This is a genomic window from Serratia odorifera, from assembly GCF_041448735.1.
GTDB classification, from domain to species: domain Bacteria; phylum Pseudomonadota; class Gammaproteobacteria; order Enterobacterales; family Enterobacteriaceae; genus Serratia_F; species Serratia_F odorifera.
Map to the genome: position 1 here is coordinate 697,517 of NZ_JBGMUT010000001.1, position 24,440 is coordinate 721,956.

Below are 24,440 nucleotides of genomic sequence, written 5' to 3' on the forward strand. Positions count from 1 at the left end.
TTTTTTTACGCCTGGAGAAAATATGGCTGTGTTAATCAGCGGTAAATTGATTGGTCCAAATGGCGATCCGCGCCCCGGTGTAACCATTATGCTGACAGCGGTCAAGACTTCATCGGCAGTAGTTCATCTTGCGCCATCAAGCTCCACAACTGGCCCAGATGGTAGCTATTCACTGTCTGTCGAAGTCGGCACGCATAACGTAATGATTGAAGCGTATGGTCGTCCATTCGAGAAAGTAGGGCAAATTACTGTTTATAGCGATTCTAAGCCAGGGACGCTGAATGATTTCCTGACCAGTCCAGGTCAGAATGAGCTAACGCCAGCGATTGTGGCAATCGTTGATGATATGCGTGCTGCGGCGGCCGTGTATGCGCAGCAAGCCAAAGAAGCGCGGGATGATGCAAAAGCGTCAGCTGATGCCGCCCAGGCTGGAATTGACGCATACCCAACGCTAGCGAAAGCACAGGAAGCTGTTAATAGTGGCGCAGAAACCCGAGAGTACATCTGGGTTCGCTCTACCGTTGAAGGTCACGTTTCTGACGAATACCACAACGTTAATAAAGTACTGACACCGACAGGCGTTTTCACTACCAGCGGTAACGCTGTGGAAAAAGTGGCGAATTCACTGAAGGATGATAAGGCCGATCTTGCCGCAGCTATCCGTGACCCTAATGGTTTTACTGAGTTTGAGATCCAAAAGGGTGGTGCGTTTGGAACGGCAAAAGTGCTTGTTGGTACCGAAGAATTGGTTAACGAGGCGTTTTCAATCAAAACAAATGTCGAAGGCCGATTCATCTTAATGGATCCGCAGTCGTTTGAGTTCCAGGCAGAAGACTCACCAGTAGATGAATCTGAGCCACCTAAGCCGCCGGAGCCGGGCAACACACTGTTAGAACGAGACAACCGCAATAAGCTTGCTGCGATGTTCAGAAAATCGCGGGGCATCACCTACGACATCGCCGGGGCAATTTGGGATTACTGCATTATTCTCGTATACGGTCAATCGCTCGCCTCTGCAATGGAGGGCTGGCCTGCATTGACAAAAGTTGCCAGGGAAATCGAAAACCTGCTCATGGTTGGTGGTTCAACGCGCGGCAATTCTCGAAGTGGGACATATGCCCCATTGGGTGAAAATATTTTCCAACCATTGCGGGCTATTGTGCAAGGCACAAATGCGCTTGAGCTACCTGATGACCAAGTTGCTGCGCTGGCACCCGGTGATACAAGCGAAGGTGAGGATAGCGCAGTCAGTGCAGTTCACCTTTGGCGTGCTTTGCAGTTGCAGCTGCAGGGGATGACAGAAAACCCCAACAGGAAAATTATCGTAGTGAATTGCGCCGTCGCTGGCCGTTCTGTTGAACAATTGTCAAAAGGTGCACCGGCTCAGCACTATGAAAATCGCGTACTGAAGGCGCTGAATAATATCAAGGCGCTTGTGGATGCGAAATCTACGGAAATTGGCCGTACGTTAACATGCGGGATTGCAGGCTGTGTTTACAACGGGAACCAGTGGAACTACCTCGGTAAAGACGGCACGACGGATAAAGACGGCTTTAAAGCAGTTCTGGGTACGCTGTTTGATGATATTAGCTCTGAAAATCAAGCGATCTTTGGTGTAACAGAACGCCCGTTCTTTATCACTATGCAGACAGGGGATAATTACACCCGGGATGCCACGAACCTGTCGATTGGCATGGCGCATGTCGAAATGCAGAACGAACGCGACAATGTGTTTCTTGTCGGCCCAGAAGCGTTTGTTCCGTCCAAGCCTGGCGGCCACCGGGACCCAAACGGGTATCGTTGGTTAGGTCAGCAGATTGGGAAGGTGTTACACCAGGTTGCCGATCGCCGTCTTGACTGGTTCCCTTTGCACCCTATCAGCGCCACATACTCAGGCCGGGAAGTTCTCGCCGACCATATGGTTTGGAGTCCTCCGCTTCAATGGCGTGAAACGTTCAGTGCTATTAATCCGACGATGTTCCAGAACAAGGGCTATCGCATCACAGATGCTGTCGGCGACGCGACAATCGTCAACGTTGAGATTGCAGCTGACACTATCACGCGTATCGTTGCTGATCGCGATCTCGTGTCACCTGTTTACGTGTGGTATGCCGGCCAGACATACAGCGGGGATGGAAACCTTTTTGATTCAGACACAACGCGAGCACTGTACAACTATGAATACAGGGAGGGAACCGGCCAATATGCTGCTGCAAACCTACCTGCCTACGTTGATAAACCCTACCCACTGAACAACGCGAGCTGCGCGTACAGAATTGAGGCGGTAAAAAATGACTGATTTAGTCGATCTCGGTATCACTATCGTTTCCAACAACTCCCGAGCGATCTCTCGAGCGAAGAGCGTCACAACGCCGATCATGCGTGGGCTTGAATATCTCAATTTTTATTGTGGCGACACAGGAAACCTGACGCGAAATTTAGTACGAGGTAAGCCGGCGGGACGGGTTATCGGCAAGCCGGTACCGCATGGTACTTATACCACGTTCAATAGTGGTGAAAATTACATTGATAGTCGCGTAGCACATACTGACGAGATGACTTTGATTGGCGTTGCACGAGCACCGGATCCCAAAGAAGAAGCTGCGATTTTATCAAACTTTAATGGCCAAGCACCGGGAGGCGGAACAAGCCAGGGTACCGGTCTGATGTTCCGGCCTAACTCGTTTTTTTACAATAACTCTGTTGTCAGAGCTGATGGTACTAAAGGCCTTATTCAAACCTCTTTGTCATATAACCCTGGTACGTGGGCGATAGCAGAAGGGCGCAGCGCCCCTGGCTTGAATGGCGGTAATTGTTGGTTGCGACAAGATGGGGCGCTTAACGCGGCGTCGTACGCGCTGCCATCGGGTGGCCGGGTAGATATTGGCGGAAATATTATGGTGGGATCGCTCGGGGGGCCACTGGGTTCTGTGAATGGAAAACCGGTAGACCTGGCTATGACTGCGATTTTTAGCGTTGCACTTAGCTCTGATGAAGTATCGGTTTTCAACAGATGGATTATGGATGTCTTGAAATATCAGTTTGATTGGGAATTGGCGTGATGACCAGCCGGGGATAACCCGGCTTAATACAGCCAACGTCCAGCCTTGGCGGAGTCAATAAGCATGCTAACAGTGAAAGAGTCAGGTTTGTGTCGATCAGATTTAAGACGCGTAGGGAGCACTGCGTTTGGAAGGAATGGAAGCACTTTTTGCGGGAAATAACGGCGCCAATGGATTTGGCTACAGTCTATGTTGAAAATAGCTGAGTACTTGTCCATCATGTCATAAATATCTTCTGCAACAGTGGCATGTTCGCCAATATTCAGTGACGAATCTACATCAACCTTGCAACGTAGCTCATGTCTTACAAACTCCAGTACTTCTGCCTCGATGTCTTTCACAGTCGGTCTCCAGGTTTCGCGATTAAGTTATAATGGCGGATACTGTTTGCCGTTATCATAGTGACATCGTATACAGTTATAACAACACCGCGAGCATGTCGAGATAGTCTGAACATGTTTGTTCTTGGGCAAAACGACCACACATTTGTATTTCCTGTATTCCTGACTCTGCACAAGTATAGCTTAGGCGAGTACGTGCTCAGGCATGACAAGGGAAAAATGGATTATCAAAATCCGACACAGCTATATATAAATCAACGGGTTACAAATGACATAAATAGATTGAAAACCATACGCCACTATATGGAATATTTATATTTTTCAAAAGATTAAATCTGGTTCGTCAAACTAATGCTGCGCCACCTGGGCTGGTTCGAAGCGGCTGACCTGATTGTTAAGGGCATGGAAGGCGCTAATCTGCTGAAATGTTCAGAGTTTGGCGACGCTATCATTAAGCATATGTAATGGTGTTTAAGCGTTAAATGATAACGTGGGTCTGATGGTTTCCATTTTTTATTATTCAACTTGAAACGGTTATCAAAGCATTTTATTAAAAATGTTTTATAGAAATCCTGCCAAAATTACCTCTTTATACCGTTATTGTGATCCAGCCTTTTCCGCAGTCATGGTGATATCAATCGGTCTGTTTCTGGGGTTTATGGCCCGCAGCAGCTGGGTTGGCAGCTAATCAGCTCGGCAGATCACGGCGTTTACCATTGGGCAAAATTCAAAAAAAACTGTTGTTAATTTGAACTGTATCGGATTTCTACTACATTAATAATTGTTGTTCTATCTGATACAGAGAAATTTATGTCTAGTGAACCACTTTTCATGAATGTTGTTAATGGCCTGGCTGAAATGTCTCCTGTTGCAAAAGTGCTTGGCTGGAAGTTCCTTAAATACAATAGCGAAGAGAAAGAAGTCCATGTTGAGTTTGATGCAAGCAATTCGCTAGTAAACCCGATGGGATGTATTCAAGGAGGCGTACTCTCGGCAATGTTGGATGATTCAATGGGGCCAGCCATTTATATCACGATGCCTCAAGGGAAAGTTGCTGTCACCGTTGAGTCGAAGACTAACTTTGTAAATGCCGCTTTTCCAGGGAAGATATATGGCAAGGGCCGCATTGCTCATGCAAAGAGCTCTATTATATTTACATCTGGTGAATTACTTAACGAGGCAGGGGATGTTATTGCAACGGCTACTGCAACGTTCAAGATGTTTTCTTTTGAGGTGACGGATTTGACGTGGACGAAGAAAGTGTCATGACATGGAAGGGGAGATATTTACCTAATTATATCCATTTTGGCCGCCTCAGGGCGGTTTTTTATTGACCAGTATCGAGCGTCTTTATGGACGCTGCGTAATGTGCAAAGCAAAAAAACCTTTCCATTTGATGACCATAACGGGCTTATCTTTGTGGAAAATTCGACGTGAACGGGCCAACGTTGGTTAAAGGGAGAAAATGAACAGGCAGGTGAGTCAAGCCGTGGCGGGAAAGAGCAGGATTTCTGCAAGCTGCTGATAAAGGGGCACGGTTTCCCGCGCCCCTAGGTGAGTTAACCATCAATGACGGTTACTTTGCGGCATTCTGCAGCGCTTGCTTGATAAAGATGACTGAACTTTCGATGGCCTGTAGCGCTTCTGGCTGCAGCGTCGAGAAGAAATGCCAGGCGTGGAACATACCCGGCCAGACTTCCAGATTGACGCGCACGCGGTTATCGCTCAGGTGTGTCGCTAGGCGTATGGCATCGCTCAGCATCAGTTCGTTTTCACCAATCTGAATCAGTATCGGCGGCAGCTCCGTGACGTCGGCAAATACCGGGGATGCCATGGGATGATTGGGCAATGCGTCACCCAGGAAGGTACGTGCCAGTAAATCCAAACCCGCTTTGGTGTTCAGTGGATCCAGACCTTCTCTGTTGGTCATGGATGCACCGCTGTGTTCGAGGTTGGCCCAGGGGGAAATAGACACGCCGCCCGCCGGAAGCGGGAGGCCTCTGTTGCGCGCTGCAACCATAACGGTGACCACCATCGCTCCACCCGCCGACTCGCCCACCAGCACGATGTTGCTGGCGTCGACGCCTTGTTCAATCAGCCATTCATAGGCATCCACCGTATCGGTGACCGGCGTTGGGAAAGGGTACTCCGGCGCTAGACGATAATCCGGCATATAGACTCGAGCACCCAGCAGGCTGGCATAGTTGCCACCAATGCCGTGATAGCCCGCGGGTTCACCGACGATATAGGCTCCGCCGTGGATATACATCACGATGGCATCGGTTTTAAGATTGTCTGGTGTAACCAGGGTTCCCGGGATACCTCCCATATCGATCTGAGTAAAACCAACGCCGACAGGCGCAGGATTTTTAGCCAACATACGGCTATAGGCGTTACGGATTTCATTCATCGAGGTCAGGGTATCCTGACCTGTGAGGACCGGAGCCAGACCGGCTACACTTTCTGACCATTCTTTTACGGCTTGCTGGGTGGGTTGAGTAATCATGGGTATTCCTGTTGGTATTTGCGTTAATGTGGAACAGGAATTTATGATATATAAACATTTCGGGAATGTGCTTCCCATATAAAGGTACGGAAACGCCCGTATACAGTGAGAGAAGTGAAGCATGGAGATCAACAGCATTGGCGATATCGCCGCGTTCGTGGTTGCGGTAAAAGCGGGCAGTTATACCCAGGCTGCGGGTTCGCTTGGGCTCAGCCGTTCGGCCATTGGCAAAAGTATCGTCAGGCTTGAAACCCGTATGGGAGTTCGACTGCTTAACCGCACCACCCGGAGTCTGAGTCTTACCGATGAAGGGAGGGTCATGTTTGACCGTTGCCGGCAAATACTGGAAGACCTTGAGGAAGTTGATGCCACCATGGCGATGCGCAGGGTTAAGCCAACGGGGACTCTCCGGCTTAGCGCGCCGCTCTCTTTTGGGCAGCGGCATATTCTTCCTATTCTGGATATTTATCTGAAAAAGTGGCCAGAACTACGGGCAGAGGTGTCTTTCAGTGACAGATTTGTCGACCTTATTGAAGAAGGCTTTGATATAGCTATCCGCATCGGTGAACCTCGCGACGACTCACGTATTCTTACCCGTACGATTGCTTCACAACGCATTGTCACTTGTGCATCACCCGACTACTTATCGTCCCGCGGCGTTCCGCAAACACCCGAACAATTAACCCACCATGACACTATCTTTCTTCTGAGCGCCGAGAAAAGACGATGCTGGCGGTTTACAACCCCAGAAGGCGTCTTTGTTTATGATGGGCCGGGAAGGCTCAACCTTGACAGCTCGGAAGCCATGCGAGAGTCGGCAATTGCCGGATTTGGTATTGTTCACTTACCGACCTATTTGCTTGCTGACGATTTGCGTAGGGGGAAATTGATACCGGTGCTAGAGAAATATCCTTTTCCGCCAGAACCTATTCGGATCATTTATCCCAGTAAACGCCACTTATCGCCGCGAATTCGTGCTTTTATTGACCTGCTGGTGGCAAGTTGGCAGCAAGGCGTGCCTTGGGAATAACTGCGGCACCCAAACGCTACTGCAAACGGCCGGTAACCCATCCGTATTTCATGCAGCCACGTTTATGGCTTTAAAACGACAGCGTGCGCCCCAGCGGCGCACGTTGACACCAGCGGTCTTTATACGCTTCCGTCGGCTTGCCAAAAGAGTAGCGCATCTCTTTATCTTGCCGTTGGCATAGCTCGTATGCAGCACGAACGTTTAACCATGTTACGATCGTGCCTGGGCAAAATCCGTTGTATTGGCGATCATAGCCACCATTGACATAATCAAAGCAGATCCACTCTGGACTGTCAGCGCGGGTAATGAGTTGGAATGCGCACGGCTGGCCGTTATAGAACAGCACATAACCGAAAATCATATCACGCAGGGAGGTTATCATGTCCATCATTTGTCGCTCATTCGCGGGTCTTTCACCCCAGCGTTTTGCATACAGCTCAAAATAAATATCGACGATTTGAGTCGGTGTTAATAGTGCCTGATCGACGACCTCACCGCCTGAACTGAGGAATTTTTTCAACTCACGGTTGCGACTGTTTTTAGTTGATGCCGAATAGCCGCCTTTGCCACAGGTTTTAGCCAGGCATATTTCACGATGACTATTCAGTGAGAAGGTGGCGTTGAGCGTACAGCGGCCGTTAATGCGGGATAGGATCTTTGAACGATAGGGGATCACTGTTTTAACACAGCGGCTGATGGGTAAAATAATTTCATCTTTGTTAAAGGGGAACAGATCGATGCCCGATTGTTGGGACGTGCGGCCAATGAGAGCAATTTCTTTCGTTCCATTGGTACACATGCCGCCGAGCAGAGCGTTATTTTCTCCTTTTTTGATGTAGTAATTATGCCGCAGGTTTAACTGACGCTGCATAAAATTTAAAACGTCAGGGTGGGTTACAAAACTGCCGCCATACAGGCGATAACATGTTCTATATTCTTCTGCTGTGCCTACGCGCCAACCGGATGCGAAGGAAATAATTTTCCGTATCATAGCCTGTATAACTTCTTATGTATTAAACGTCATTTACATGAAGGGAAACATCATGCATCAGGATGAACAATGGTCATTGTGCGGTGCTGATTGACCGCTCTTTATTAAGCGTTTCCGCGGGTAAAACTAAACTGGGACTACTGTAAATACGGATGCTTTAACCAGGGTTCAACGGCTATCAAAAAATCGGCAATTTAATTCGCGCCTATTATTCAGCGACTTATATTGTCGGGGGCTGGTGCTGCATCGCCGACGCAGGTTTAAAGCGGCGATAGGGACTGTTAACGCCAAGGCAGGCGCAAGACCGTGACCTATGGCGTCGAACGCCTGATGGAGAGCGCTATGCCGCTGAAAGCTTTATGGATGGGCGACGCTATCGTTTAACCGTTGTAAGTTGGAGAATAAAAAAGGAACCATCAGGTTCCCGCTGGGTGCAACGTTACAGCGCAACCGTTTTGTCCAGCTGACGCTGGCAATCAATTATCGATGCCCTGTAACCGACCTTCGGTAGCCGCCAGCCCCGACCACGAATACAATCTGCCTATGAGCGTTGCTCAGCGGCGTCAACGCGAGTAATGGTCATTATGTATATTCTCAATCATTAGGTTATGTTTATGGCATAAAACAGCCCAGCCCATTGAATAGCCGTGCCGCCAGATACAACCCGATGCCGAACACGCCATGTGCCATCAGACTACGCAGACAGGCTTGCAGCGGGGATGACGTTTTGGTTGCCGCAAAGCCAAAACCAAACGCCGGCTGCATCACCAGCAGCGGTGCGATAACGCTGCTGACGCCGACCAACAGCGCCGGTGCCAGGGTTGGCGCATACAGCCATGGCCAGCCGGCGGCGGCTATCAATACCGCCGCGCAGGCCATGCCGATGGCGTAATGCAACAGCCAACCGAGCTGGCGCTCCCCGGCTATCGGCGGCGTGGTTATGATGGTTCGGTGGCAAAATTGCCCGTGCCTCATCAGGCCGACCCAGCGCCCTACCAAGGCATAATCCAGCGGTTTGATGCCGAACATTTTTCGCAGTATCAATGCCCATACATCCATAACGCCGGTGCCGAGGATACCGATAAAACAAGTGGCGATGATGGTATTGGTAGTGGTCATGTTTTTCTCTCAAGATGATGACGAGTGCAGCCAGTGATTGGCTGCGGTGGTAGAGTGGGCGTCATTGTGCAACTTAATGTTGACTTGAGGTCAAGCATGAACGAGCTGGACATTGCCGAGGTGGCAAAACGCAGCGGTTTGGCAGCATCCGCGTTGCGTTACTATGAAGAGCAAGGATTGATCCATTCGATTGGTCGTCGCGGCTTGCGCAGGCAATACCATCCGAGCGTGTTACAAACGCTGGCGATTATCAAACTGGGTCGGCAGGCTGGCCTGCAATTGACGGAAATCAGCGCCATGTTTAATGCGCAGGGACAAATGCAGATAGATCGTCAACGTCTGGCGGCCAAAGCGACAGAAATAGATAACACCATTCGGCGCCTGAGTGCGGTACGCGATGGTTTACGGCATGTGGTCGCTTGCCCGGCCAGTGACCATTTATCCTGCCCGTCATTTCAAAGAATGCTTAAACTATTGCCTGAGTAACAGGATGTTCCATCAAGGGATCTATAAATGCCATGGTGTTGAGTCAGGATTATCAAAGGGGGACAACCATAGCAGCCATGACAAAGTAAAAAATAATCATGGTGCTCGCCTGAGAAGGGCGATGCGTGGCACCCCATTCGTGCGATAGAGAGAAAGAACCCGGCCGTAAGGCCGGGTTTGCAAATGCAAAGGGGAAATTAACTTGTCGCGATAGGTCTGCTTCGTTGAGGAGGTGGCTCAAATCCATGAGCCGTGTGGGGTAACGAAGCGACTCTATATTGTCGTGAAACGACACTTTAATAATAGACCGTCTTCCTGATTGAAACCATTAGAAATAATAAATTTCCTAATTTTTTATTTGTATTTCTTATGGCATTTTTCATAGATTGGCATAAGGGAAATAAAATAAAAATAAATTTTATCGGCATGCATTCAGTGATGGTAACGTTCCAGGTGAACAGTATCGGCTTCACACAGTATCATTCCCGATATATACATGCTCGGCCCCCGTTCGGCGAGGTGAAAGGCTATTTCCATTGCCTGGTCTTTGGCATGCTCCTCATTTTTCGCTACCACATATACCGAGAATTTCCCTATCAGCAACTCATAAAGTTTCATAGGCACTCCGCTGGAGCATGGATTGCTCATTAACAATAATATGCTCAGGAGGGATCAGTAAATTGATCATGGAACGGGCGATGCCAGCCGTGCCGACACCAACGTCCAAGTTATGACGTAACAATTCTCCGTCATGATATTCTTGCTGCAAATAATGACGGAAGTATTTTATTACGCCGCACTCATCCTCCTTGCTGAGTTGCGTCAACAGCGTTAGCGTGGCGTCAATGTGCTGCTTCAACATGACGGTTTCTCCCTTCAGGGGATCGGTATAATGGGCTGACACGCCCGCACGGCGTGCATTGCGCAGGTTGCTGGCATAGCAGGCGTCTCGATCTACGGGGACATCAGGCTGAACGGCAAGCAGCAAATTGACCAACAGCTGCGCATAGCCGCACAGCATGGCCGCATGGGGCAAGGTAAGGGGCGAATCGCATATGCCGATTTCGACGCTACCCAGCTCCGGCCTTGGTCTGATGGGGGAAGGTACCGCGTCAGCGGGGTCGGGTTGGTTAAACGGCGACGAATCATTCAATGCGATAAAATGCGGCAAGTATGCCTTTAGCGCCTGACAAAGATAAGCGGCCTGATTGGCGTCCTCAACGCTGACGTGAATATTCTGGCCGAATCCGCAGACAGCCCGGTGGTCGATTCGTGCCCCGCCGCCGCATAACCCGCAGTGGCAGCGAGCGGCGCTGTCTGCCAGGTTGACGGTAATACTTTTCAGCTCGTCAAGCAACGTAGCGGGCGTGGCATGCATGGTACTGAATACATTGATGACAGGCTGATTATTATGGGTTTTTATATAATCTTTCACCTTGCACAGGCTGACCACTTCCGGCACGCGATTGGCAAACTGAAAGGTAGTCAAATCGACCAATTGCAGCTTCAACTCGGTACTGATGGTGTGGCGATGGGCGCGTGTAAAAGAAGTGTGCTGCATGTTCAACTCCTCAAACGAATTGCTGTCGATGCCAGAAAAACAAATCTGTCATGGCGTACCGGCGGTTGTTGGATTGGTGCGGTACAGGCAGATTCAACGATGCCACATCAATGATGTTTATTATGCCAATTACCTACAGCCAACCCCATTGCAGGGCTGGCTGGCGGCAAATAACCTGGCAGAACGGCTAACGTCAAGCGCCGATACGCTTAATGTTGCCCGCCTTTTTTGCCGGCCTCAGCGGCGCGCTCAGGGTCATTTTTAAAGTTACCACCGCTGACCTGACCGCCTTTTTTACCTGCCTCCGCAGCGCGTTGTGGATCGTTTTTGAAATTCCCACCGCTCTCTTGACCGCCTTTTTTACCGGCTTCAGAAGCGCGTTCCCTGTCTTCAGCAAAATTACCTGAACCGCCACGATGCTCTACCATAATAACCTCCTGAATAAAGAGAGTTAATTTAATAAGGGTTTGCTGATATCAAAGAAATTAAGATTTCTCCGATCAGGTAAAACTATAGAACCTATGACGGTTTTTTCCATGGGATAGCGGTGTGATATAAAAATTTAAACCCACTGAAATTCTCTGAAATAATTCAATAACAAAAATAAAACATTTAATTATTTTATTTAACCGTTGGGCGTATTGCGAAAATAATTACCACAATTTTCAATTTTTTATCTATTACGACCTCGAAAAATCGCTATTAAGGTCTATCGTTTATAATATGCCCGCGTGGAATGATTAACATTTTTACCGATAGCATGAGGGTGAAATAGCGGGCTAATAACCCTCATCTGTTTTAAATGGGGGGTATATAAGTCATTTTAAATTTGTTAATAAAATTCCTAACCTAAAGTTTGATATATCACCTACCAGCACCCCTTAGCGAGGTAGCAGCATGACATACGAAGAAAATTATCTTGACTGGCTACGTGACGCCCACGCGATGGAAAAGCAGGCGGAAACCATGTTGCGTAGTATGGCCGACCGCTTGGAACATTATCCCGATCTCAAAGCGCGCATTGAGCAGCACATCGATGAAACGCTGCAACAACAGGCGTTATTACAAACGGTTATTGAACGCAACGACACCTCCAATTCGGCGCTGAAAGATACCATGGGCAAAATGACCGCCATGGGTCAGGCGTTGGGGGGAATGTTTACTGAAGATGAAGTCGTCAAGGGCGCCATCAGCAGCTATACCTTTGAGAATTTTGAGATGGGTTGTTACACCTCGCTGATTGCCGCTGCCGAACTGGTCGGCGATACCGAAGGCGCGCGCATCTTTGAGCAAATCCGTGAGCAGGAACAGAAAATGGCCGAGTGGGCGTTGACGCATTTACCGACGGTGACCGAGCAATTTCTGGTGCGCTCTGCCACACCGGAAGTGGAAGCCAAAAATTGACCGGAGTTGATGCCGTTTCAGCCTACAGAACCGGGCACTTGCCAAGGTGCGGGGGTACTGAACAGGAGAACATCATGTTTCGACACGTAAAAAAGCTGCAATACACCGTCCGCGTATCAGAGCCCAATCCGGGCCTGGCCAACCTATTGCTTGAACAATTTGGTGGACCGCAAGGCGAACTGGCTGCGGCCTGCCGCTATTTTATCCAGGGACTGGGTGAAGACGATCTCGGGCGCCGCGATATGCTGCTCGATATCGCCACCGAAGAGTTGAGCCATCTGGAAATTATCGGTTCTCTGGTGGGTATGTTGAACAAGGGAGCGAAAGGACAGCTGGCTGAAGCCACGGAAAGTGAAGCGGAACTGTACCGTTCGCTGACCGGCAATGGCAATGACAGCCATATCACGTCGCTGTTGTACGGCGGCGGCCCGGCGTTGACCAATTCTGCCGGCGTCCCCTGGAGTGCCGCCTATATCGATACCATCGGCGAACCCACTGCTGATTTGCGCTCCAATATCGCCGCCGAAGCGCGTGCCAAAATCATCTATGAGCGGTTGATCAACGTCACTGACGATCCCGGCGTCAAGCAGGCGCTCGGCTTTCTGATGACCCGCGAAGTGGCGCATCAGATCTCCTTTGAAAAAGCGCTGTATGCGATCCGCAACAATTTCCCTCCGGGTAAATTGCCGCCGATCGAAGAATACGCCGACCAATATTTCAATATGTCGGCGGAAGGTGAAGTACGTGGCAGTTGGAACGCGGACGAAAATCTGCACTATGTTGCCGAACCGCAGCCGGCCGTGGATGGAGGCGAAGGGGTCGCCAGCGTGGTATTGCCGTTGGAACAGCAGAGCGATGTGGAGGCGATGGCCCAACGGACCCGGTCCGACCCGCGGGTAAATCCGCTAACGGGGTGCGATCTGGGCAAAAGTGGCCCGCTGGAGGAAGATGCGGCCGACAAAACCCGTTCCGGCGGTTGATACGCAGCCATTGCTGCAGTGCAGCGTCAGGTAGTCGGAACTGTCTTATAATTCAGCGAGTGTAGTATAAAGCACTAATCCATATGGCAAAAAACATAAATTATGCTAAATATTATACTGTGTCCATTATAGGGAGTTAGCAACCATGGAAAAATTAGCCTCTGTACTGTGTGTTACGCTGATTTCTGCTTTTTTAGCAGGTTGCTCAAGCAATTATGCTATCCATACAAACGACGGCCGCACCATCATCAGTGAGGGTAAACCGTCGGAGGACAATGCGACCGGGCTGATTAAGTATAAAGATGCTAATGGTACGCAGCAGCAGATCAACCGAGATGAAGTCAGAGAGATGTCTGAAATCGAGCGCTGACGTCAGCGTCATCTGACCATGCGAGCCCGGCGATTGCCGGGCTTTTTTGGGTCCTCGTCGCGTGAGAAAACGCTACGGCCAGGAGGTTGGCGCGGCTGGGGAGTCGTTAAGGTGACCGGCAATGACCGGGTAATTAACGGCGCGCTGGTTTCCGCCAGGTGTGCATTGATGTTCGGCAACCGTATCGCCATTGGCCTAAACTGTCAGTATCTATCAGGAGGATAGAAAGCCGGTGGTCAGGAACGCCGCCTGTGGGCAAGCGCAATGCGGAGGGCAGTAATCATGGCATATCAACATATTGTCGTTGCAACCGATCTCAGTGAAGATGCAGAAATCCTGTTGGATAAGGGTGCAAAGCTAGCCGGTGCCTTAAACGCCAAACTTTCAATGATATATATCGACGTCCATCATACCGGCTATTACGCCGAACTGGGGGTTGGCGCCTACAACTACACCGATCACACCTTTTCTGAACGTGCAAAAAACATTCTTGAATCGTTCAAGAAATCCTCATCATATCCTGTTGATGAGGTGATCATCGGCCGTGGGGAATTAACGGAGGAACTGAACAACGCGGCGAAAGAAAAAGGGTTCGATCTGATTATCTTCGGCCACCATCATGATATCTGGAGCCGTTTGAAGTCGTCGACGCGTCAGGCGATTAATACGCTGCAGGTCGACCTGTTGGTGATACCGATCGAAGATTAATCAACGTCATTACCGCCAATTAGCACCGAATAATAACTCTTTAGAGTTATAAAACCGCACGTTTTGACTGGCGGTCACCCTATTGCAGGATTATCCTCGAAGCGGTTAAGGATTTGTATGATTTATGCAAATACGCTTCACATGGAGGAGGTCCTATGCGTTTTGACAATAAAGTAGTGATTATTACTGGCGCAGGTAATGGTATGGGGGAAGCGGCGGCGCGTCGCTTTGCGGCCGAAGGTGCCACGGTGGTGCTGGCGGACTGGGCAAAAACGGCGGTTGACGCGGTAGCGGCGTCTTTGCCGGCAGGTAAGGCGCACGCGGTGCATATCGATGTGTCGGATGCCGCGGCGGTTGAGAAAATGATGGATGGGGTCGCAGCGAAGTTTGGTCGCATTGATGTGCTGCTGAACAACGCTGGCGTGCACGTGGCAGGCAGCGTACTGCAAACCAGCGTTGCGGACTGGCGACGTATTGCCGGCGTTGATATCGACGGCGTGATTTTCTGTTCCAAGTTTGCCTTGCCGTACCTGCTGAAAACCAGAGGCTGCATCGTTAATACCGCCTCAGTGTCCGGGTTGGGGGGCGACTGGGGGGCAGCCTATTACTGCGCGGCCAAAGGGGCGGTGGTGAACCTGACTCGTGCAATGGCGCTTGACCACGGCGGTGACGGTGTGCGCGTCAACGCTGTTTGCCCGAGTCTGGTAAAAACCAATATGACCAACGGTTGGCCGCAGGAGATCCGCGATAAATTCAACGAGCGCATTGCGCTCGGCCGGGCGGCAGAACCGGAAGAGGTGGCGGCGGTGATGGCGTTTCTTGCCAGCGATGACGCCAGCTTTATTAATGGCGCCAATATTCCGGTCGATGGCGGTGCCACCGCTTCGGATGGCCAACCTAAAATTGTCTAAGGTATAAAGCGTGGGCGCGCTCTGATAGACCGCGCCCACAGCATGCCGATCCCGCCTGGCGTTACACGCCGATGCGATCGCGCAAGGTGTAGTAGGCCGCACCGATGGCGGTGAAGGGGATTTGCAGATTACGTCCGCCAAAGAACGGCAGGTGCGGCAGCTTGGCGAAGGCGTCAAAGCGTTCCGCGTCGCCGCGCAGCAACTCCGCGATCAGTTTCCCTGCCAGATGGGTACAGGTAACACCGTGACCGCTGTATCCCTGCATATAATAAATGTTGTTTTCCAGCCGGCCGAACTGCGGCATGCGTGACAGCGTCAGCAGGAAGTTACCGGTCCAGCGGTAGTCGAGGCGTACCCCTTTCAATTGCGGGAAGGTCTTCAACAGCTTGGGACGCACCAGGTTGTCGATATCCTGCGGGTCGCGCGCACCGTACACCACGCCGCCGCCGTACAGCAAACGGTTATCGGCGGTCAGGCGGTAATAGTCCAGCAAATAGTTACAATCTTCCACACAGTAGTTATGCGGGATCAACGCCTGGGCGATCTCCGCTGCCAGCGGTTCGGTGGTTACCACCTGGGTGCCGCATGGCATGCTGCTTTTGGCCAGTTTCGGCTCCAGTTTGTCGCCCAGGTAGGCATTGCCTGCGACGATCACATGACGTGCTTTTACCTGGCCGTGGGCGGTGCTGACCAGCGCCGGCTCCCCATGGCGAATCTGCGTAACGGCCGACTGCTCGAAGATCCGACCGCCTTGCTGGCGCACGGCTTCGGCCTCGCCAAGCGCCAGATTCAATGGATGAATGTGGCCGCCGCTGTGGTCGAGTAGCGCGCCGACATAACGATCGCTGGCCACTTCCTGGCGAATGCGCGCACCGTCCAGCAGTTCCAGTTGTGCGTTGCCGTAACGCTCCCAGTTCTGTTTCTGCTCGATCAGTGCATGGTATTGCTTGTTGTTGATAGCGGCGAAAATGCCGCCCGGTCGGTAGTCGCAATCGATGGCATAACGTTCGATGCGGCTGCGGATAATATCGGCGCCCTCGAACATCATGCTGCCGAGCATCCGGGCGCTTTCTGCGCCGTAGCGCTGTTCGATCACATCAATATCGCGGCTGTAGGAGTTGACCAATTGGCCGCCGTTGCGACCGCTGGCGCCAAAGCCGATGCGCGCGGATTCCAGCAACACCACGTCATAGCCGGCTTCCACCAGGAACAGCGCCGAGGACAGGCCGGTGTAGCCGCCGCCGACGATGCAGACGTCGCACTCCAATGACTCGCTCAACTGTGGATAAGGCTGATGAGCGTTGGCGCTGGCGGCATAATAACTCTTCACGTGTTCAGTCATGTTGTCGGTCCTTAGTCGAGTGAAATCCAGGTGGTTTTCAGTTCGGTGAATTTTTCCAGCGCATGCAGCGACTTGTCACGCCCATTGCCGCTTTGCTTGTAGCCGCCGAACGGCACGGTCATGTCGCCATCATTGTAATTATTGACGAATACCGAACCGGCTTTCAGTTGGCGTGACAGACGATGGGCGCGCGACAGATCGCGAGTCCACAGTGCGGCTCCCAGACCGTAATCGCTGTCGTTGGCCAATTGAATCGCCTGTTGTTCACCGTTAAACGTCGTCACCGCCAGTACCGGGCCGAATATCTCCTCACGGGCAAGGTCCATACGGTTGTCTACCGCAGTCAGAATGGTCGGTCCCAGATAACCGTCATGATCGCCCAACGGGTGCGTGCGGCCGTCGAGAAACAGTGTGGCACCCTGCTGCAGGCCACGTTCAATAGCGTTGGCCACCTTCTGCCGGTGGTCGCTGTCGATCAACGTGCCCATCGCGCTGGTCGGATCGAGCGGATCGCCAGGTGTGAAGGCGGCCGCGTGCCTGCGTAGCGCCTGCAAGAACGGTTGCTGGATGCTTTCTTCTACCAACAGACGCGTTCCGGCGATGCAAACCTGTCCCTGGTTATAAAAGATACCGGCGGCGGCGTTTTGCGCGGCCTTATCAATATCCGGGCAATCGGCGAAAATGATATTGGCACTTTTGCCGCCGGCTTCCAGCCACACGCGCTTCATGTTCGATTCACCGGCGTAGATCAGTAACTGTTTGGCGACCTGGGTCGAGCCGGTGAAGGTCAGGGCGTCGACATCATGATGTAGCGCCAGCGCTTTGCCAGCATCGTGGCCGTAACCGGGCACGACGTTCAGAACGCCGTCCGGCAGCCCGGCCTGCGTCGCCAGTTGGGCGAGATAAATGGCGCTCAGCGGCGATTTTTCCGACGGCTTCAACACCACGCTATTGCCGGTTGCCAGCGCCGGACCGAGCTTCCAACAGGCCAGCTGCAACGGGAAATTCCACGGCACAATCGCGCCGACCACTCCGACCGGTTCGCGGGCGATCAGCGCCAGCGAATCGTTGCCGGTTGGGGCTATCTCGCCGTAAACCTTATCGATGGCTTCGGCGTACCAGCGGATGCAGCGTATGGCCCCCGGAATATCGTCGCGCAGGCTATGGCGAATCGGCTTGCCGGTGTCTAGCGTTTCCAGCAATGCCAGCGTTTCTGCATGTTGTTCCATCAGCGTCGCCAGCGTTGCCAGCGTGGACTTGCGTTGCGCCGGCGAGGCCTGCGACCAGTCACCACGCTCGAATGCCTCACGCGCGGCGCGTACCGCCAGGTCGACATCGACGCCGGTTGCGCGAGCGACCTGTGTCAGCTCGCGTTGCCCGGCGGGATCGTCCACCGCAAAGGTACCGCCCTCGGCGGCGGGCAGATAACGGCCATTGATAAACAGTCGATTCTCAATCTTCAGGGCCTGCGCCCGCTGTTGCCAGTATTGCTGATGATGGAAATCCATACCTTGCTCCGTTAATCAGAATGTGGTCGGCGTGTGGGCGCTGACAATGCGACAAATGCGCGCCGAAGTGTTGCTGAAACTGTGGGGAATACCGGTGTTGATGGCGTAACTCTGGCCGGCGGCCAACGCGTAAGTCTGACCGTTGACCAATAGCATCACTTCGCCCTCCAGCAGGGTGCCGATCTCTTCCCCCTGATGCTTGATGCGTTCGCCGGTGGTGGTGCCCGGCTCATAGGTTTCGATCATCATGGCCAGCGTACGATTGGGGTCGCCGTTATGAATCAACTTCATCGATACCCCCTGACTGCCGATTTCGATTAAATCTGCTTGCTCAATCACAATTTGCGGCTCCGCAGGTTTGTCGGGCTCGGCGAAAAACGCTGACAACGACAGTCCGTACACCGTCAGCAGCTTTTGCAGCGTACTGATGGCCGGACTGACCTTGTCCTGCTCGATAGTGCTGATGGCGCTGTGGGTTAATCCAGACAGTTCGGCCACGCGGCGCTGCGACAAACCTAACTGCTGACGGATCTGCGACAGGCGTTTCCCCGGAGCCAAGCTGGCATTGCTCATTGGCGCTGTTCCTTTTCCTGGTGGTAGCGGCGGCATGCCGCGATGAAACCTTCAAACAGCAGGCGCGACAGCGCGTATTCATCGCTGTTCCACTCTGGATGCCACTGCACGCCGAGGGCAAATGGCCGATCGCGTACGCTGATGGCTTCCACCAATCCGTCGGCGGCATGCGCTTCAATACGTATGCCGGCGCCAAGGGTCTTGGCACCCTGGCCATGCAGCGAGTTGACCCAAAAGCGGTTGCAATCCGGGATCAGTTGCGAAAGCAGCCCGCCGTCTGCGACGATGACTTCGTGCGCCGGGGCATATTGCTGTTCCAGCGGCAGATCGTGATCTTCTCGGTGTTCCAACAGCTCGGGGCGTTCGTACAGGCGACGGTGCAGGGTACCTTCGGTGGCTACCACCATTTCCTGCATGCCCCGGCAAATGGCGAAAAGGGGAATGCGCCTGTCCAGCGCCAGGCGGATCAGCGCCAGGCTCAGTTCATCACGCCCAGGATCGGCGTCAGGCTCATCGCCGTTTTCACCATAAAGGTGCGGCTGCACATTGCTGGGGCTGCCAGGCAGCATCACGCCGTCCAGGTATGGCAGCAGATTTTCCAGCAAATCCGGTTCTGCCAGCGCGTGTGGCAGGGCGATCGGTAATCCGCCGGCGGCGAGTACCGCATTCAGGTACTTTTCTTGCAAGGTCTGTGTCGGATGTTGGTTTAGCCTATGGCGGCACATCACGACGCCGACGATCGGCCTGTTAAATATATTGCCCATGATATCCTCTTGGTATGTTCGAAATTATGAACGAAACACGTCTTTGCTGGCTTTTTTGTTCAATATTTAATAAATCTAGCAGTGGGTAGCCTAATATTCAAACCAAAAGTAACACTTGCAAAACAATTTTGTTGCATCTATGTTTCATTGGTGGACATTATATTGAGCATCCTGGTCGAAAACATCGACCGCAGACAGTAGTGAAAACCACTGAGCAAACATAACGGCGGGTGACCCATGCAGACCAACATCGTAGAAGTGGAAAACTTTGTTCAACACAATGAAGAAAGGCGAAGTAGCATGTTCCAGCGCGAGGTGAACAAATACCTGGAACGCTATCCGTTAACCCAGCACATTGACGTGTTGCTGACCGATCTGAACGGCAGTTTCCGTGGCAAGCGTATTCCGCTAGCTGGCTTGAACAAGCTGGAGAAGGGCTGTTACTTCCCGGCTTCGGTATTCGCGATGGACATCCTGGGCAATGTGGTCGAAGAGGCCGGGTTGGGGCAGGAACTGGGCGAGCCGGATCATATCTGCGTTCCGGTGCCGGGTAGTCTGACGCCGTCGGCGGCGGACCCGCAGTATATCGGTCAGGTGTTGCTCACCATGCTGGATGAAGATGGCACTCCCTTTGACGTTGAACCGCGCAATGTGCTGAACCGTGTATGGCAGCGCTTGCGGCAGCGCGGGTTGTCTCCCGTGGTAGCGGTAGAGTTGGAGTTCTATCTCATCGATCGCCAGCGCGACGCCGAAGGCTATCTACAACCGCCTTGTGCGCCGGGCACCCAGGAACGCAACACCCAGAGTCAGGTGTATTCGGTCGATAACCTTAATCATTTTGCCGATGTGCTGAGTGACATCGACGAGCTGGCGCGCCTGCAAGGCATTCCGGCGGACGGCGCGGTGGCCGAAGCGTCGCCTGGGCAGTTCGAAGTCAACCTGCATCATACCGGCGACGTGCTGCAAGCCTGCGACCATGCGTTGGCCTTGAAACGCCTGATCCGCATGGTGGCTGAAAACCACAACATGCACGCCACCTTTATGGCCAAACCCTATGAAGAGCACGCCGGCAGCGGCATGCATATCCACATCAGCATGCTGGACAATGAGGGAAATAACGTATTTTCCGACGCCGATGGTGAAGATTCTGCGCTATTGAAACAGGCGCTGGCGGGCATGATCGCGCTGATGCCGGCGTCGATGGCGCTGCTGGCACCGAACGTCAACGCCTATCGGCGTTTTCAGCCGGGCATGTATGTGCCGATCCAGGCGTCGTGGGGGCATAATAACCGCACCGTGGCGCTGCGCATTCCCTGCGGCGATCGCGACAGTCATCGGGTGGAATACCGGGTGGCTGGCGCTGACGCCAACCCCTATCTGGTGATGGCAGCCGTGCTGGCCGGCATCGTATATGGATTGGACACTCCGCTGTCCTTACCGGAGCCGGTAACCGGCAACGGACTGGAGCAGGAAGGGTTGCCGTTCCCGATCCGCCAGAGCGACGCGCTGTACGAGTTTGAGCATCAGCCGGTGTTGCATCGTTTGCTCGGCGAGCGCTTCACTCACGTTTACCTGGCCTGCAAAACCGATGAATTGGTGCAGTTTGAACGCCTGATCACCGAAACCGAAATTGAGTGGATGCTGAAAAACGCCTGATTCCGCCCATTCACTCCCTCGCGCGCGTCAGGCGTATTTTGTCGGCTATCCTGTGGCCCGGCGAGGCTGCGCGCTGCGGTTAACCATTTCTTCCAATTGAGCGTACAGGACGCTGGTGAGGAAATTCCCATGACAACAAATGTCATCGATGGTAATGACGCGGATAAGCCGCAATTGCGCAAGTCGCTCAAGCTGTGGCAAGTGGTGATGATGGGCCTGGCCTATCTGACTCCGATGACGGTTTTTGACACTTTCGGCATCGTTTCCGGCGTCACCGACGGCCATGTGCCGGCGTCCTATCTGTTTGCGTTGGCTGGCGTGCTGTTTACCGCCATCAGCTACGGCAAACTGGTACGCCAGTTTCCGACCGCCGGCTCGGCGTATACCTATGCACAAAAGGCGATTAATCCGCACGTCGGCTTTCTGGTCGGCTGGTCTTCGCTGCTGGACTATCTGTTCCTGCCGATGATCAATACGCTGTTGGCGAAAATCTACCTCACCGCGCTGTTTCCCGAGGTTCCCCCGTGGGTCTGGGTGGTCGGTTTCGTGTTCATCATGACGGCGATCAATCTGAAGAGCGTCAACGTGGTCGCCAACTTCAATACCCTGTTCGTTCTGGCGCAGATCATGATCATCGTGGTGTTCATTTTTCTGGTGGTTCAGGGTCTACAGCGCGGTGAAGGGCTGGGAACGGTGTGGAGCCTGCAACCGTTCGTCAGTGAGAACGCCCACCTGTTGCCGATTATCACCGGCGCCACCATTTTGTGTTTTTCCTTTCTCGGTTTTGACGCGGTCACCACGCTGAGCGAGGAAACGCCCAATGCAGCCAAAGTGATCCCGCGCGCCATTTTCCTGACGGCGCTGTACGGCGGAGTGATTTTCATCAGCGTTTCGTTCTTTATTCAGCTGTTTTTCCCCACGATCGAACGTTTCAAACAGCCGGATGCGGCACTGCCGGAAATAGCGCTGTACGTGGGCGGCAAGCTGTTCCAGTCGATTTTCCTGTGCACTACCTTTATCAATACCCTGGCGTCCGGTCTGGCATCCCATGCCAGCGTGTCGCGCTTGCTGTACGTCATGGGGCGTGACAACGTGTTCCCGGAAAAACTGTTCGGTTACATTCATCCGAAATGGCGCACCCCGACGCTGAACGTGCTGATGGTCGGTGCCGTGGCGCTGTCTGCGTTGTCCTTTGATCTGGTGACCGCCACTGCGCTGATCAACTTTGGTGCCTTGGTGGCGTTTACCTTCGTTAACCTGTCGGTGATCAGTCATTTCTTTATTCGCGAAGGGCGCAACAAAACCTGGAAGGATCGCGTCCATTTCCTGATTTTGCCGCTGGTCGGTGCGCTGACGGTTGGCGTGCTGTGGCTGAATCTGGAAAAGAGCTCGCTGACCATGGGGTTGTGCTGGGCGGCTCTGGGCTTTGCCTATCTGGTATACCTCACCCGGCGTTTCCGCCAGCCACCACCGCAGTTCGAACGCCAAACCCAACAGTGACGCTGTCACATTACCAGGCGTGCAGCGGTCTCACAGCGTAATCGGGGCGTTGTCGGAAAATCTGGCTGCCTTGACGCTGTGTTGTCCGGCGCTCTGACTCTACGGGTGATTTGCCGAAACGGGGAGCCGATCTCCGTTTCACTTTTATTCTTCTCTGCGCCGTTGTACAGTCAAACGCTGGTTGAAATGAATTCATTGGAAGAGTCAAATGCCTGCGATCTCCACGACTTACCGCGCCACGCTGATGGGATTATTGGCGATTGTCCTGTGGAGCAGCGTCGTCGGCCTGATTCGCAGCGTCAGCGAAGCGCTGGGGCCGATTGGCGGCGCGGCGATGATCTACAGCGTGGGAGCGATTTTCCTGCTGGTGGTGATGGGGCTGCCCAGACTAAACCATTTTCCCAAACCCTACTTATTGCTCGGCAGCCTGCTGTTCGTCACTTATGAGATCTGTCTTTCCTTGTCACTGGGTTACGCCAACAACCGGCTGCAGGCGATCGAACTTGGCATGATCAACTACCTGTGGCCGAGCCTGACGGTATTAATGGCCATTGTGTTCAACGGCCAAAAAGCCACGCTGTGGGTGATCCCAGGGCTATTGCTGGCGTTGCTGGGCATTGGGTGGATCATGAGCGGCGAGGGGGGCTGGTCGCCGGCGCAAATGCTGGCAAACGTTCACAGTAACCCGCTCAGTTATTGCCTGGCGTTCAGCGGCGCGGTTATCTGGGCGGTTTATTGTAACGTCACCCGGCGTATTGCCCAGGGTCATAACGGCGTGGTGGTGTTCATTACCCTGACGGCGCTGGTACTGTGGCTGCAATATGCCTTCAGCAATGAATCGGCCTTGCATTTCACGCTGCCGGTCACCGCGACGCTGCTGTGCGCCGGCATGGCGATGGGGACCGGCTATGCGGCATGGAATGTCGGCATCTTGCGGGGCAACATGACGTTATTGGCCACGGCGTCGTATTTTACCCCGGTGTTGTCCTCGGTATTTGCTGCGCTATTGCTCAGCACCGCACTGACGGTGAGCTTTTGGCAAGGCGTGGTGATGGTGATTTTGGGCTCGCTGATATGCTGGCGAGCAACTCGCGGATAAGTGCAGATATTTGATACGGCTCCCTGCGTCAGGCCTGAAATCAGCTAAGCTCAAATTACGTCTTCTGTCAGAAGGAACGTGAACCATGAGAAGCGATGTGCAGTTTATTCAGCAGCCCATTATCGACGATCAGAACTTCGGCCGGGGCGATACGGTGCGGCTCACCACCGCCAACCTGCGCCACGAATATCAGCTTGACGTCAGTATCTTGCGTCGCGAAGACAAGCGCATTATTGGTACGGTGATCGCTGCCGCGCCGAAAACGGATATCCCACCCAAAGAGTGGGAAATTGCACGTGGCGAAGAAGTGGTGTTTCGCGCCGACAATATTGCCAAAGCGGTTCCAGGCGCCCGTTGAGTTAGTCAGTTTTACTCCCCTCGCTCTCCATCTCTGCCGGCTGCGCGCCGGCATCTTCCGTCAAAAAATGTAACCTGGACGATAGCCGGCTGTTGGTGGAATTGGGCACGAATCCTGCATAAAAAACGTCCGCTCATGACAAAAATCACAGCGATTGTGAATTTGCATGAA

The 24,440-nt window shown here is 52.8% G+C and carries 25 protein-coding genes and 1 pseudogene; 15 read left to right on the plus strand and 11 right to left on the minus strand.

Annotated elements, in window-relative coordinates; genetic code table 11:
* The first annotated feature begins 22 nt into the window (after positions 1-22).
* Both ACCC84_RS03275 and ACCC84_RS03280 read left to right on the plus strand, forming a co-directional pair.
* Entirely contained in the window at positions 23-2,299 is a 2,277-nt protein-coding gene (locus ACCC84_RS03275) for a prophage tail fiber N-terminal domain-containing protein (RefSeq protein WP_371901546.1), read from the plus strand.
* Positions 2,292-3,062: a hypothetical protein gene (locus tag ACCC84_RS03280; protein WP_371901547.1), complete on the plus strand. Its 771-nt coding sequence runs from the start codon at positions 2,292-2,294 to the stop codon at positions 3,060-3,062. The genes ACCC84_RS03275 and ACCC84_RS03280 overlap by 8 nt, the downstream gene beginning before the upstream one ends.
* Positions 3,063-3,085: 23 nt before the next feature.
* Here ACCC84_RS03280 and ACCC84_RS03285 read toward each other — a convergent pair whose 3' ends face one another.
* Positions 3,086-3,403 (minus strand): DUF1493 family protein, encoded by a 318-nt coding sequence (locus ACCC84_RS03285; protein ID WP_371901548.1) that lies wholly within the window; start codon positions 3,401-3,403, stop codon positions 3,086-3,088.
* Positions 3,404-3,748: 345 nt separating this feature from the next.
* Between ACCC84_RS03285 and ACCC84_RS03290 the strand changes: the two are divergent.
* Both ACCC84_RS03290 and ACCC84_RS03295 read left to right on the plus strand, forming a co-directional pair.
* Positions 3,749-3,868: pseudogene (locus ACCC84_RS03290) on the plus strand (hypothetical protein); the annotation flags it as partial.
* 345 nt (positions 3,869-4,213) lie between these two features.
* Positions 4,214-4,672: a PaaI family thioesterase gene (locus tag ACCC84_RS03295; RefSeq protein ID WP_071586676.1), complete on the plus strand. Its 459-nt coding sequence runs from the start codon at positions 4,214-4,216 to the stop codon at positions 4,670-4,672.
* 307 nt (positions 4,673-4,979) lie between these two features.
* Here ACCC84_RS03295 and ACCC84_RS03300 read toward each other — a convergent pair whose 3' ends face one another.
* Positions 4,980-5,909, minus strand: a complete 930-nt coding sequence (locus ACCC84_RS03300) for an alpha/beta hydrolase (protein ID WP_004963913.1) — start codon at positions 5,907-5,909, stop codon at positions 4,980-4,982.
* A 121-nt stretch (positions 5,910-6,030) separates the two neighbouring features.
* On the opposite strand from ACCC84_RS03300, the gene ACCC84_RS03305 reads away from it, so the two are divergent.
* Positions 6,031-6,939: a LysR family transcriptional regulator gene (locus ACCC84_RS03305; protein WP_371901549.1), complete on the plus strand. Its 909-nt coding sequence runs from the start codon at positions 6,031-6,033 to the stop codon at positions 6,937-6,939.
* Positions 6,940-7,009: 70 nt separating this feature from the next.
* Here the strand turns inward: ACCC84_RS03305 and ACCC84_RS03310 are convergent, their stop codons facing one another.
* Both ACCC84_RS03310 and ACCC84_RS03315 read right to left on the minus strand, forming a co-directional pair.
* On the minus strand, positions 7,010-7,930 hold the full coding sequence (locus tag ACCC84_RS03310; RefSeq protein WP_039992176.1) for a GNAT family N-acetyltransferase: 921 nt from the start codon (positions 7,928-7,930) through the stop codon (positions 7,010-7,012).
* A gap of 612 nt (positions 7,931-8,542) precedes the next feature.
* A complete protein-coding gene (locus tag ACCC84_RS03315; protein WP_273867777.1) occupies positions 8,543-9,049 on the minus strand; it encodes a DUF2938 domain-containing protein in 507 nt (168 codons plus the stop codon).
* Positions 9,050-9,145: 96 nt separating this feature from the next.
* Between ACCC84_RS03315 and ACCC84_RS03320 the strand changes: the two genes are divergently transcribed.
* The gene (locus tag ACCC84_RS03320) at positions 9,146-9,535 is read left to right on the plus strand and encodes a helix-turn-helix domain-containing protein (RefSeq protein ID WP_004963900.1); all 390 of its coding nucleotides are present in this window, start codon (positions 9,146-9,148) and stop codon (positions 9,533-9,535) included.
* 432 nt (positions 9,536-9,967) lie between these two features.
* Here ACCC84_RS03320 and ACCC84_RS03325 read toward each other — a convergent pair whose 3' ends face one another.
* From ACCC84_RS03325 to ACCC84_RS03335, 3 genes are all read right to left on the minus strand, one after another.
* Positions 9,968-10,153 carry a hypothetical protein gene (locus tag ACCC84_RS03325; RefSeq protein ID WP_371901550.1) on the minus strand — a complete coding sequence of 62 codons (186 nt, stop codon included), beginning with the start codon at positions 10,151-10,153 and terminating at the stop codon, positions 9,968-9,970.
* Positions 10,140-11,096 carry a glutamate-cysteine ligase family protein gene (locus tag ACCC84_RS03330; RefSeq protein WP_004963891.1) on the minus strand — a complete coding sequence of 319 codons (957 nt, stop codon included), beginning with the start codon at positions 11,094-11,096 and terminating at the stop codon, positions 10,140-10,142. Before ACCC84_RS03330 ends, ACCC84_RS03325 begins: the two co-directional genes overlap by 14 nt.
* A gap of 209 nt (positions 11,097-11,305) precedes the next feature.
* Entirely contained in the window at positions 11,306-11,524 is a 219-nt protein-coding gene (locus ACCC84_RS03335) for a con-10 family general stress protein (RefSeq protein WP_004963884.1), read from the minus strand.
* A gap of 469 nt (positions 11,525-11,993) precedes the next feature.
* Between ACCC84_RS03335 and ACCC84_RS03340 the strand changes: the two genes are divergently transcribed.
* The 5 genes from ACCC84_RS03340 (at position 11,994) to budC (ending at position 15,469) form a co-directional block, all read left to right on the plus strand.
* A complete protein-coding gene (locus tag ACCC84_RS03340; protein WP_004963881.1) occupies positions 11,994-12,500 on the plus strand; it encodes a ferritin-like domain-containing protein in 507 nt (168 codons plus the stop codon).
* A gap of 74 nt (positions 12,501-12,574) precedes the next feature.
* Positions 12,575-13,480 carry a manganese catalase family protein gene (locus ACCC84_RS03345; RefSeq protein ID WP_004963877.1) on the plus strand — a complete coding sequence of 302 codons (906 nt, stop codon included), beginning with the start codon at positions 12,575-12,577 and terminating at the stop codon, positions 13,478-13,480.
* A gap of 145 nt (positions 13,481-13,625) precedes the next feature.
* Entirely contained in the window at positions 13,626-13,850 is a 225-nt protein-coding gene (locus ACCC84_RS03350; RefSeq protein ID WP_371901551.1) for a YgdI/YgdR family lipoprotein, read from the plus strand.
* A 282-nt stretch (positions 13,851-14,132) separates the two neighbouring features.
* Entirely contained in the window at positions 14,133-14,558 is a 426-nt protein-coding gene (locus ACCC84_RS03355) for a universal stress protein (RefSeq protein ID WP_039992174.1), read from the plus strand.
* Between the two features lie 155 nt (positions 14,559-14,713).
* A complete protein-coding gene (budC, locus tag ACCC84_RS03360; protein ID WP_198774046.1) occupies positions 14,714-15,469 on the plus strand; it encodes a meso-2,3-butanediol dehydrogenase in 756 nt (251 codons plus the stop codon).
* A gap of 61 nt (positions 15,470-15,530) precedes the next feature.
* On the opposite strand, the gene ACCC84_RS03365 is transcribed toward budC, so the two are convergent.
* Genes ACCC84_RS03365 through puuD form a run of 4 tightly spaced genes read right to left on the minus strand, consistent with a single transcriptional unit; the run spans position 15,531 to position 19,656 of the window.
* The gene (locus ACCC84_RS03365) at positions 15,531-16,811 is read right to left on the minus strand and encodes an NAD(P)/FAD-dependent oxidoreductase (protein ID WP_004963865.1); all 1,281 of its coding nucleotides are present in this window, start codon (positions 16,809-16,811) and stop codon (positions 15,531-15,533) included.
* 11 nt (positions 16,812-16,822) lie between these two features.
* The gene (puuC, locus tag ACCC84_RS03370; RefSeq protein WP_273867783.1) at positions 16,823-18,319 is read right to left on the minus strand and encodes an aldehyde dehydrogenase PuuC; all 1,497 of its coding nucleotides are present in this window, start codon (positions 18,317-18,319) and stop codon (positions 16,823-16,825) included.
* Positions 18,320-18,334: 15 nt separating this feature from the next.
* Positions 18,335-18,892 (minus strand): HTH-type transcriptional regulator PuuR, encoded by a 558-nt coding sequence (gene puuR / locus ACCC84_RS03375; RefSeq protein WP_004963856.1) that lies wholly within the window; start codon positions 18,890-18,892, stop codon positions 18,335-18,337.
* Complete coding sequence (gene puuD, locus ACCC84_RS03380) at positions 18,889-19,656, minus strand: gamma-glutamyl-gamma-aminobutyrate hydrolase (RefSeq protein WP_004963853.1); 768 nt, start codon at positions 19,654-19,656, stop codon at positions 18,889-18,891. Before puuD ends, puuR begins: the two co-directional genes overlap by 4 nt.
* Before the next feature lie 237 nt (positions 19,657-19,893).
* Here puuD and ACCC84_RS03385 point away from each other — a divergent pair, with 237 nt between their 5' ends.
* From ACCC84_RS03385 to ACCC84_RS03400, 4 genes are all read left to right on the plus strand, one after another.
* Positions 19,894-21,312 carry a glutamine synthetase family protein gene (locus ACCC84_RS03385; protein ID WP_198774042.1) on the plus strand — a complete coding sequence of 473 codons (1,419 nt, stop codon included), beginning with the start codon at positions 19,894-19,896 and terminating at the stop codon, positions 21,310-21,312.
* A gap of 129 nt (positions 21,313-21,441) precedes the next feature.
* Positions 21,442-22,812, plus strand: a complete 1,371-nt coding sequence (locus ACCC84_RS03390; RefSeq protein ID WP_039992173.1) for an APC family permease — start codon at positions 21,442-21,444, stop codon at positions 22,810-22,812.
* 208 nt (positions 22,813-23,020) lie between these two features.
* The gene (gene yddG / locus ACCC84_RS03395; protein ID WP_198774040.1) at positions 23,021-23,911 is read left to right on the plus strand and encodes an aromatic amino acid DMT transporter YddG; all 891 of its coding nucleotides are present in this window, start codon (positions 23,021-23,023) and stop codon (positions 23,909-23,911) included.
* Positions 23,912-23,996: 85 nt separating this feature from the next.
* Positions 23,997-24,269, plus strand: a complete 273-nt coding sequence (locus ACCC84_RS03400; RefSeq protein ID WP_004963838.1) for a hypothetical protein — start codon at positions 23,997-23,999, stop codon at positions 24,267-24,269.
* Positions 24,270-24,440: the final 171 nt, after the last annotated feature.

Coding starts and splice junctions, on each gene's coding strand:
- ACCC84_RS03275 (WP_371901546.1), top strand. CDS start 23: ATGGCTGTGTTAATCAGCGGTAAATTGATTGGTCCAAATGGCGATCCG.
- ACCC84_RS03280 (WP_371901547.1), top strand. CDS start 2,292: ATGACTGATTTAGTCGATCTCGGTATCACTATCGTTTCCAACAACTCC.
- ACCC84_RS03295 (WP_071586676.1), top strand. CDS start 4,214: ATGTCTAGTGAACCACTTTTCATGAATGTTGTTAATGGCCTGGCTGAA.
- ACCC84_RS03300 (WP_004963913.1), bottom strand. CDS start 5,909: ATGATTACTCAACCCACCCAGCAAGCCGTAAAAGAATGGTCAGAAAGT.
- ACCC84_RS03305 (WP_371901549.1), top strand. CDS start 6,031: ATGGAGATCAACAGCATTGGCGATATCGCCGCGTTCGTGGTTGCGGTA.
- ACCC84_RS03310 (WP_039992176.1), bottom strand. CDS start 7,930: ATGATACGGAAAATTATTTCCTTCGCATCCGGTTGGCGCGTAGGCACA.
- ACCC84_RS03315 (WP_273867777.1), bottom strand. CDS start 9,049: ATGACCACTACCAATACCATCATCGCCACTTGTTTTATCGGTATCCTC.
- ACCC84_RS03320 (WP_004963900.1), top strand. CDS start 9,146: ATGAACGAGCTGGACATTGCCGAGGTGGCAAAACGCAGCGGTTTGGCA.
- ACCC84_RS03325 (WP_371901550.1), bottom strand. CDS start 10,153: ATGAAACTTTATGAGTTGCTGATAGGGAAATTCTCGGTATATGTGGTA.
- ACCC84_RS03330 (WP_004963891.1), bottom strand. CDS start 11,096: ATGCAGCACACTTCTTTTACACGCGCCCATCGCCACACCATCAGTACC.
- ACCC84_RS03335 (WP_004963884.1), bottom strand. CDS start 11,524: ATGGTAGAGCATCGTGGCGGTTCAGGTAATTTTGCTGAAGACAGGGAA.
- ACCC84_RS03340 (WP_004963881.1), top strand. CDS start 11,994: ATGACATACGAAGAAAATTATCTTGACTGGCTACGTGACGCCCACGCG.
- ACCC84_RS03345 (WP_004963877.1), top strand. CDS start 12,575: ATGTTTCGACACGTAAAAAAGCTGCAATACACCGTCCGCGTATCAGAG.
- ACCC84_RS03350 (WP_371901551.1), top strand. CDS start 13,626: ATGGAAAAATTAGCCTCTGTACTGTGTGTTACGCTGATTTCTGCTTTT.
- ACCC84_RS03355 (WP_039992174.1), top strand. CDS start 14,133: ATGGCATATCAACATATTGTCGTTGCAACCGATCTCAGTGAAGATGCA.
- budC (WP_198774046.1), top strand. CDS start 14,714: ATGCGTTTTGACAATAAAGTAGTGATTATTACTGGCGCAGGTAATGGT.
- ACCC84_RS03365 (WP_004963865.1), bottom strand. CDS start 16,811: ATGACTGAACACGTGAAGAGTTATTATGCCGCCAGCGCCAACGCTCAT.
- puuC (WP_273867783.1), bottom strand. CDS start 18,319: ATGGATTTCCATCATCAGCAATACTGGCAACAGCGGGCGCAGGCCCTG.
- puuR (WP_004963856.1), bottom strand. CDS start 18,892: ATGAGCAATGCCAGCTTGGCTCCGGGGAAACGCCTGTCGCAGATCCGT.
- puuD (WP_004963853.1), bottom strand. CDS start 19,656: ATGGGCAATATATTTAACAGGCCGATCGTCGGCGTCGTGATGTGCCGC.
- ACCC84_RS03385 (WP_198774042.1), top strand. CDS start 19,894: ATGCAGACCAACATCGTAGAAGTGGAAAACTTTGTTCAACACAATGAA.
- ACCC84_RS03390 (WP_039992173.1), top strand. CDS start 21,442: ATGACAACAAATGTCATCGATGGTAATGACGCGGATAAGCCGCAATTG.
- yddG (WP_198774040.1), top strand. CDS start 23,021: ATGCCTGCGATCTCCACGACTTACCGCGCCACGCTGATGGGATTATTG.
- ACCC84_RS03400 (WP_004963838.1), top strand. CDS start 23,997: ATGAGAAGCGATGTGCAGTTTATTCAGCAGCCCATTATCGACGATCAG.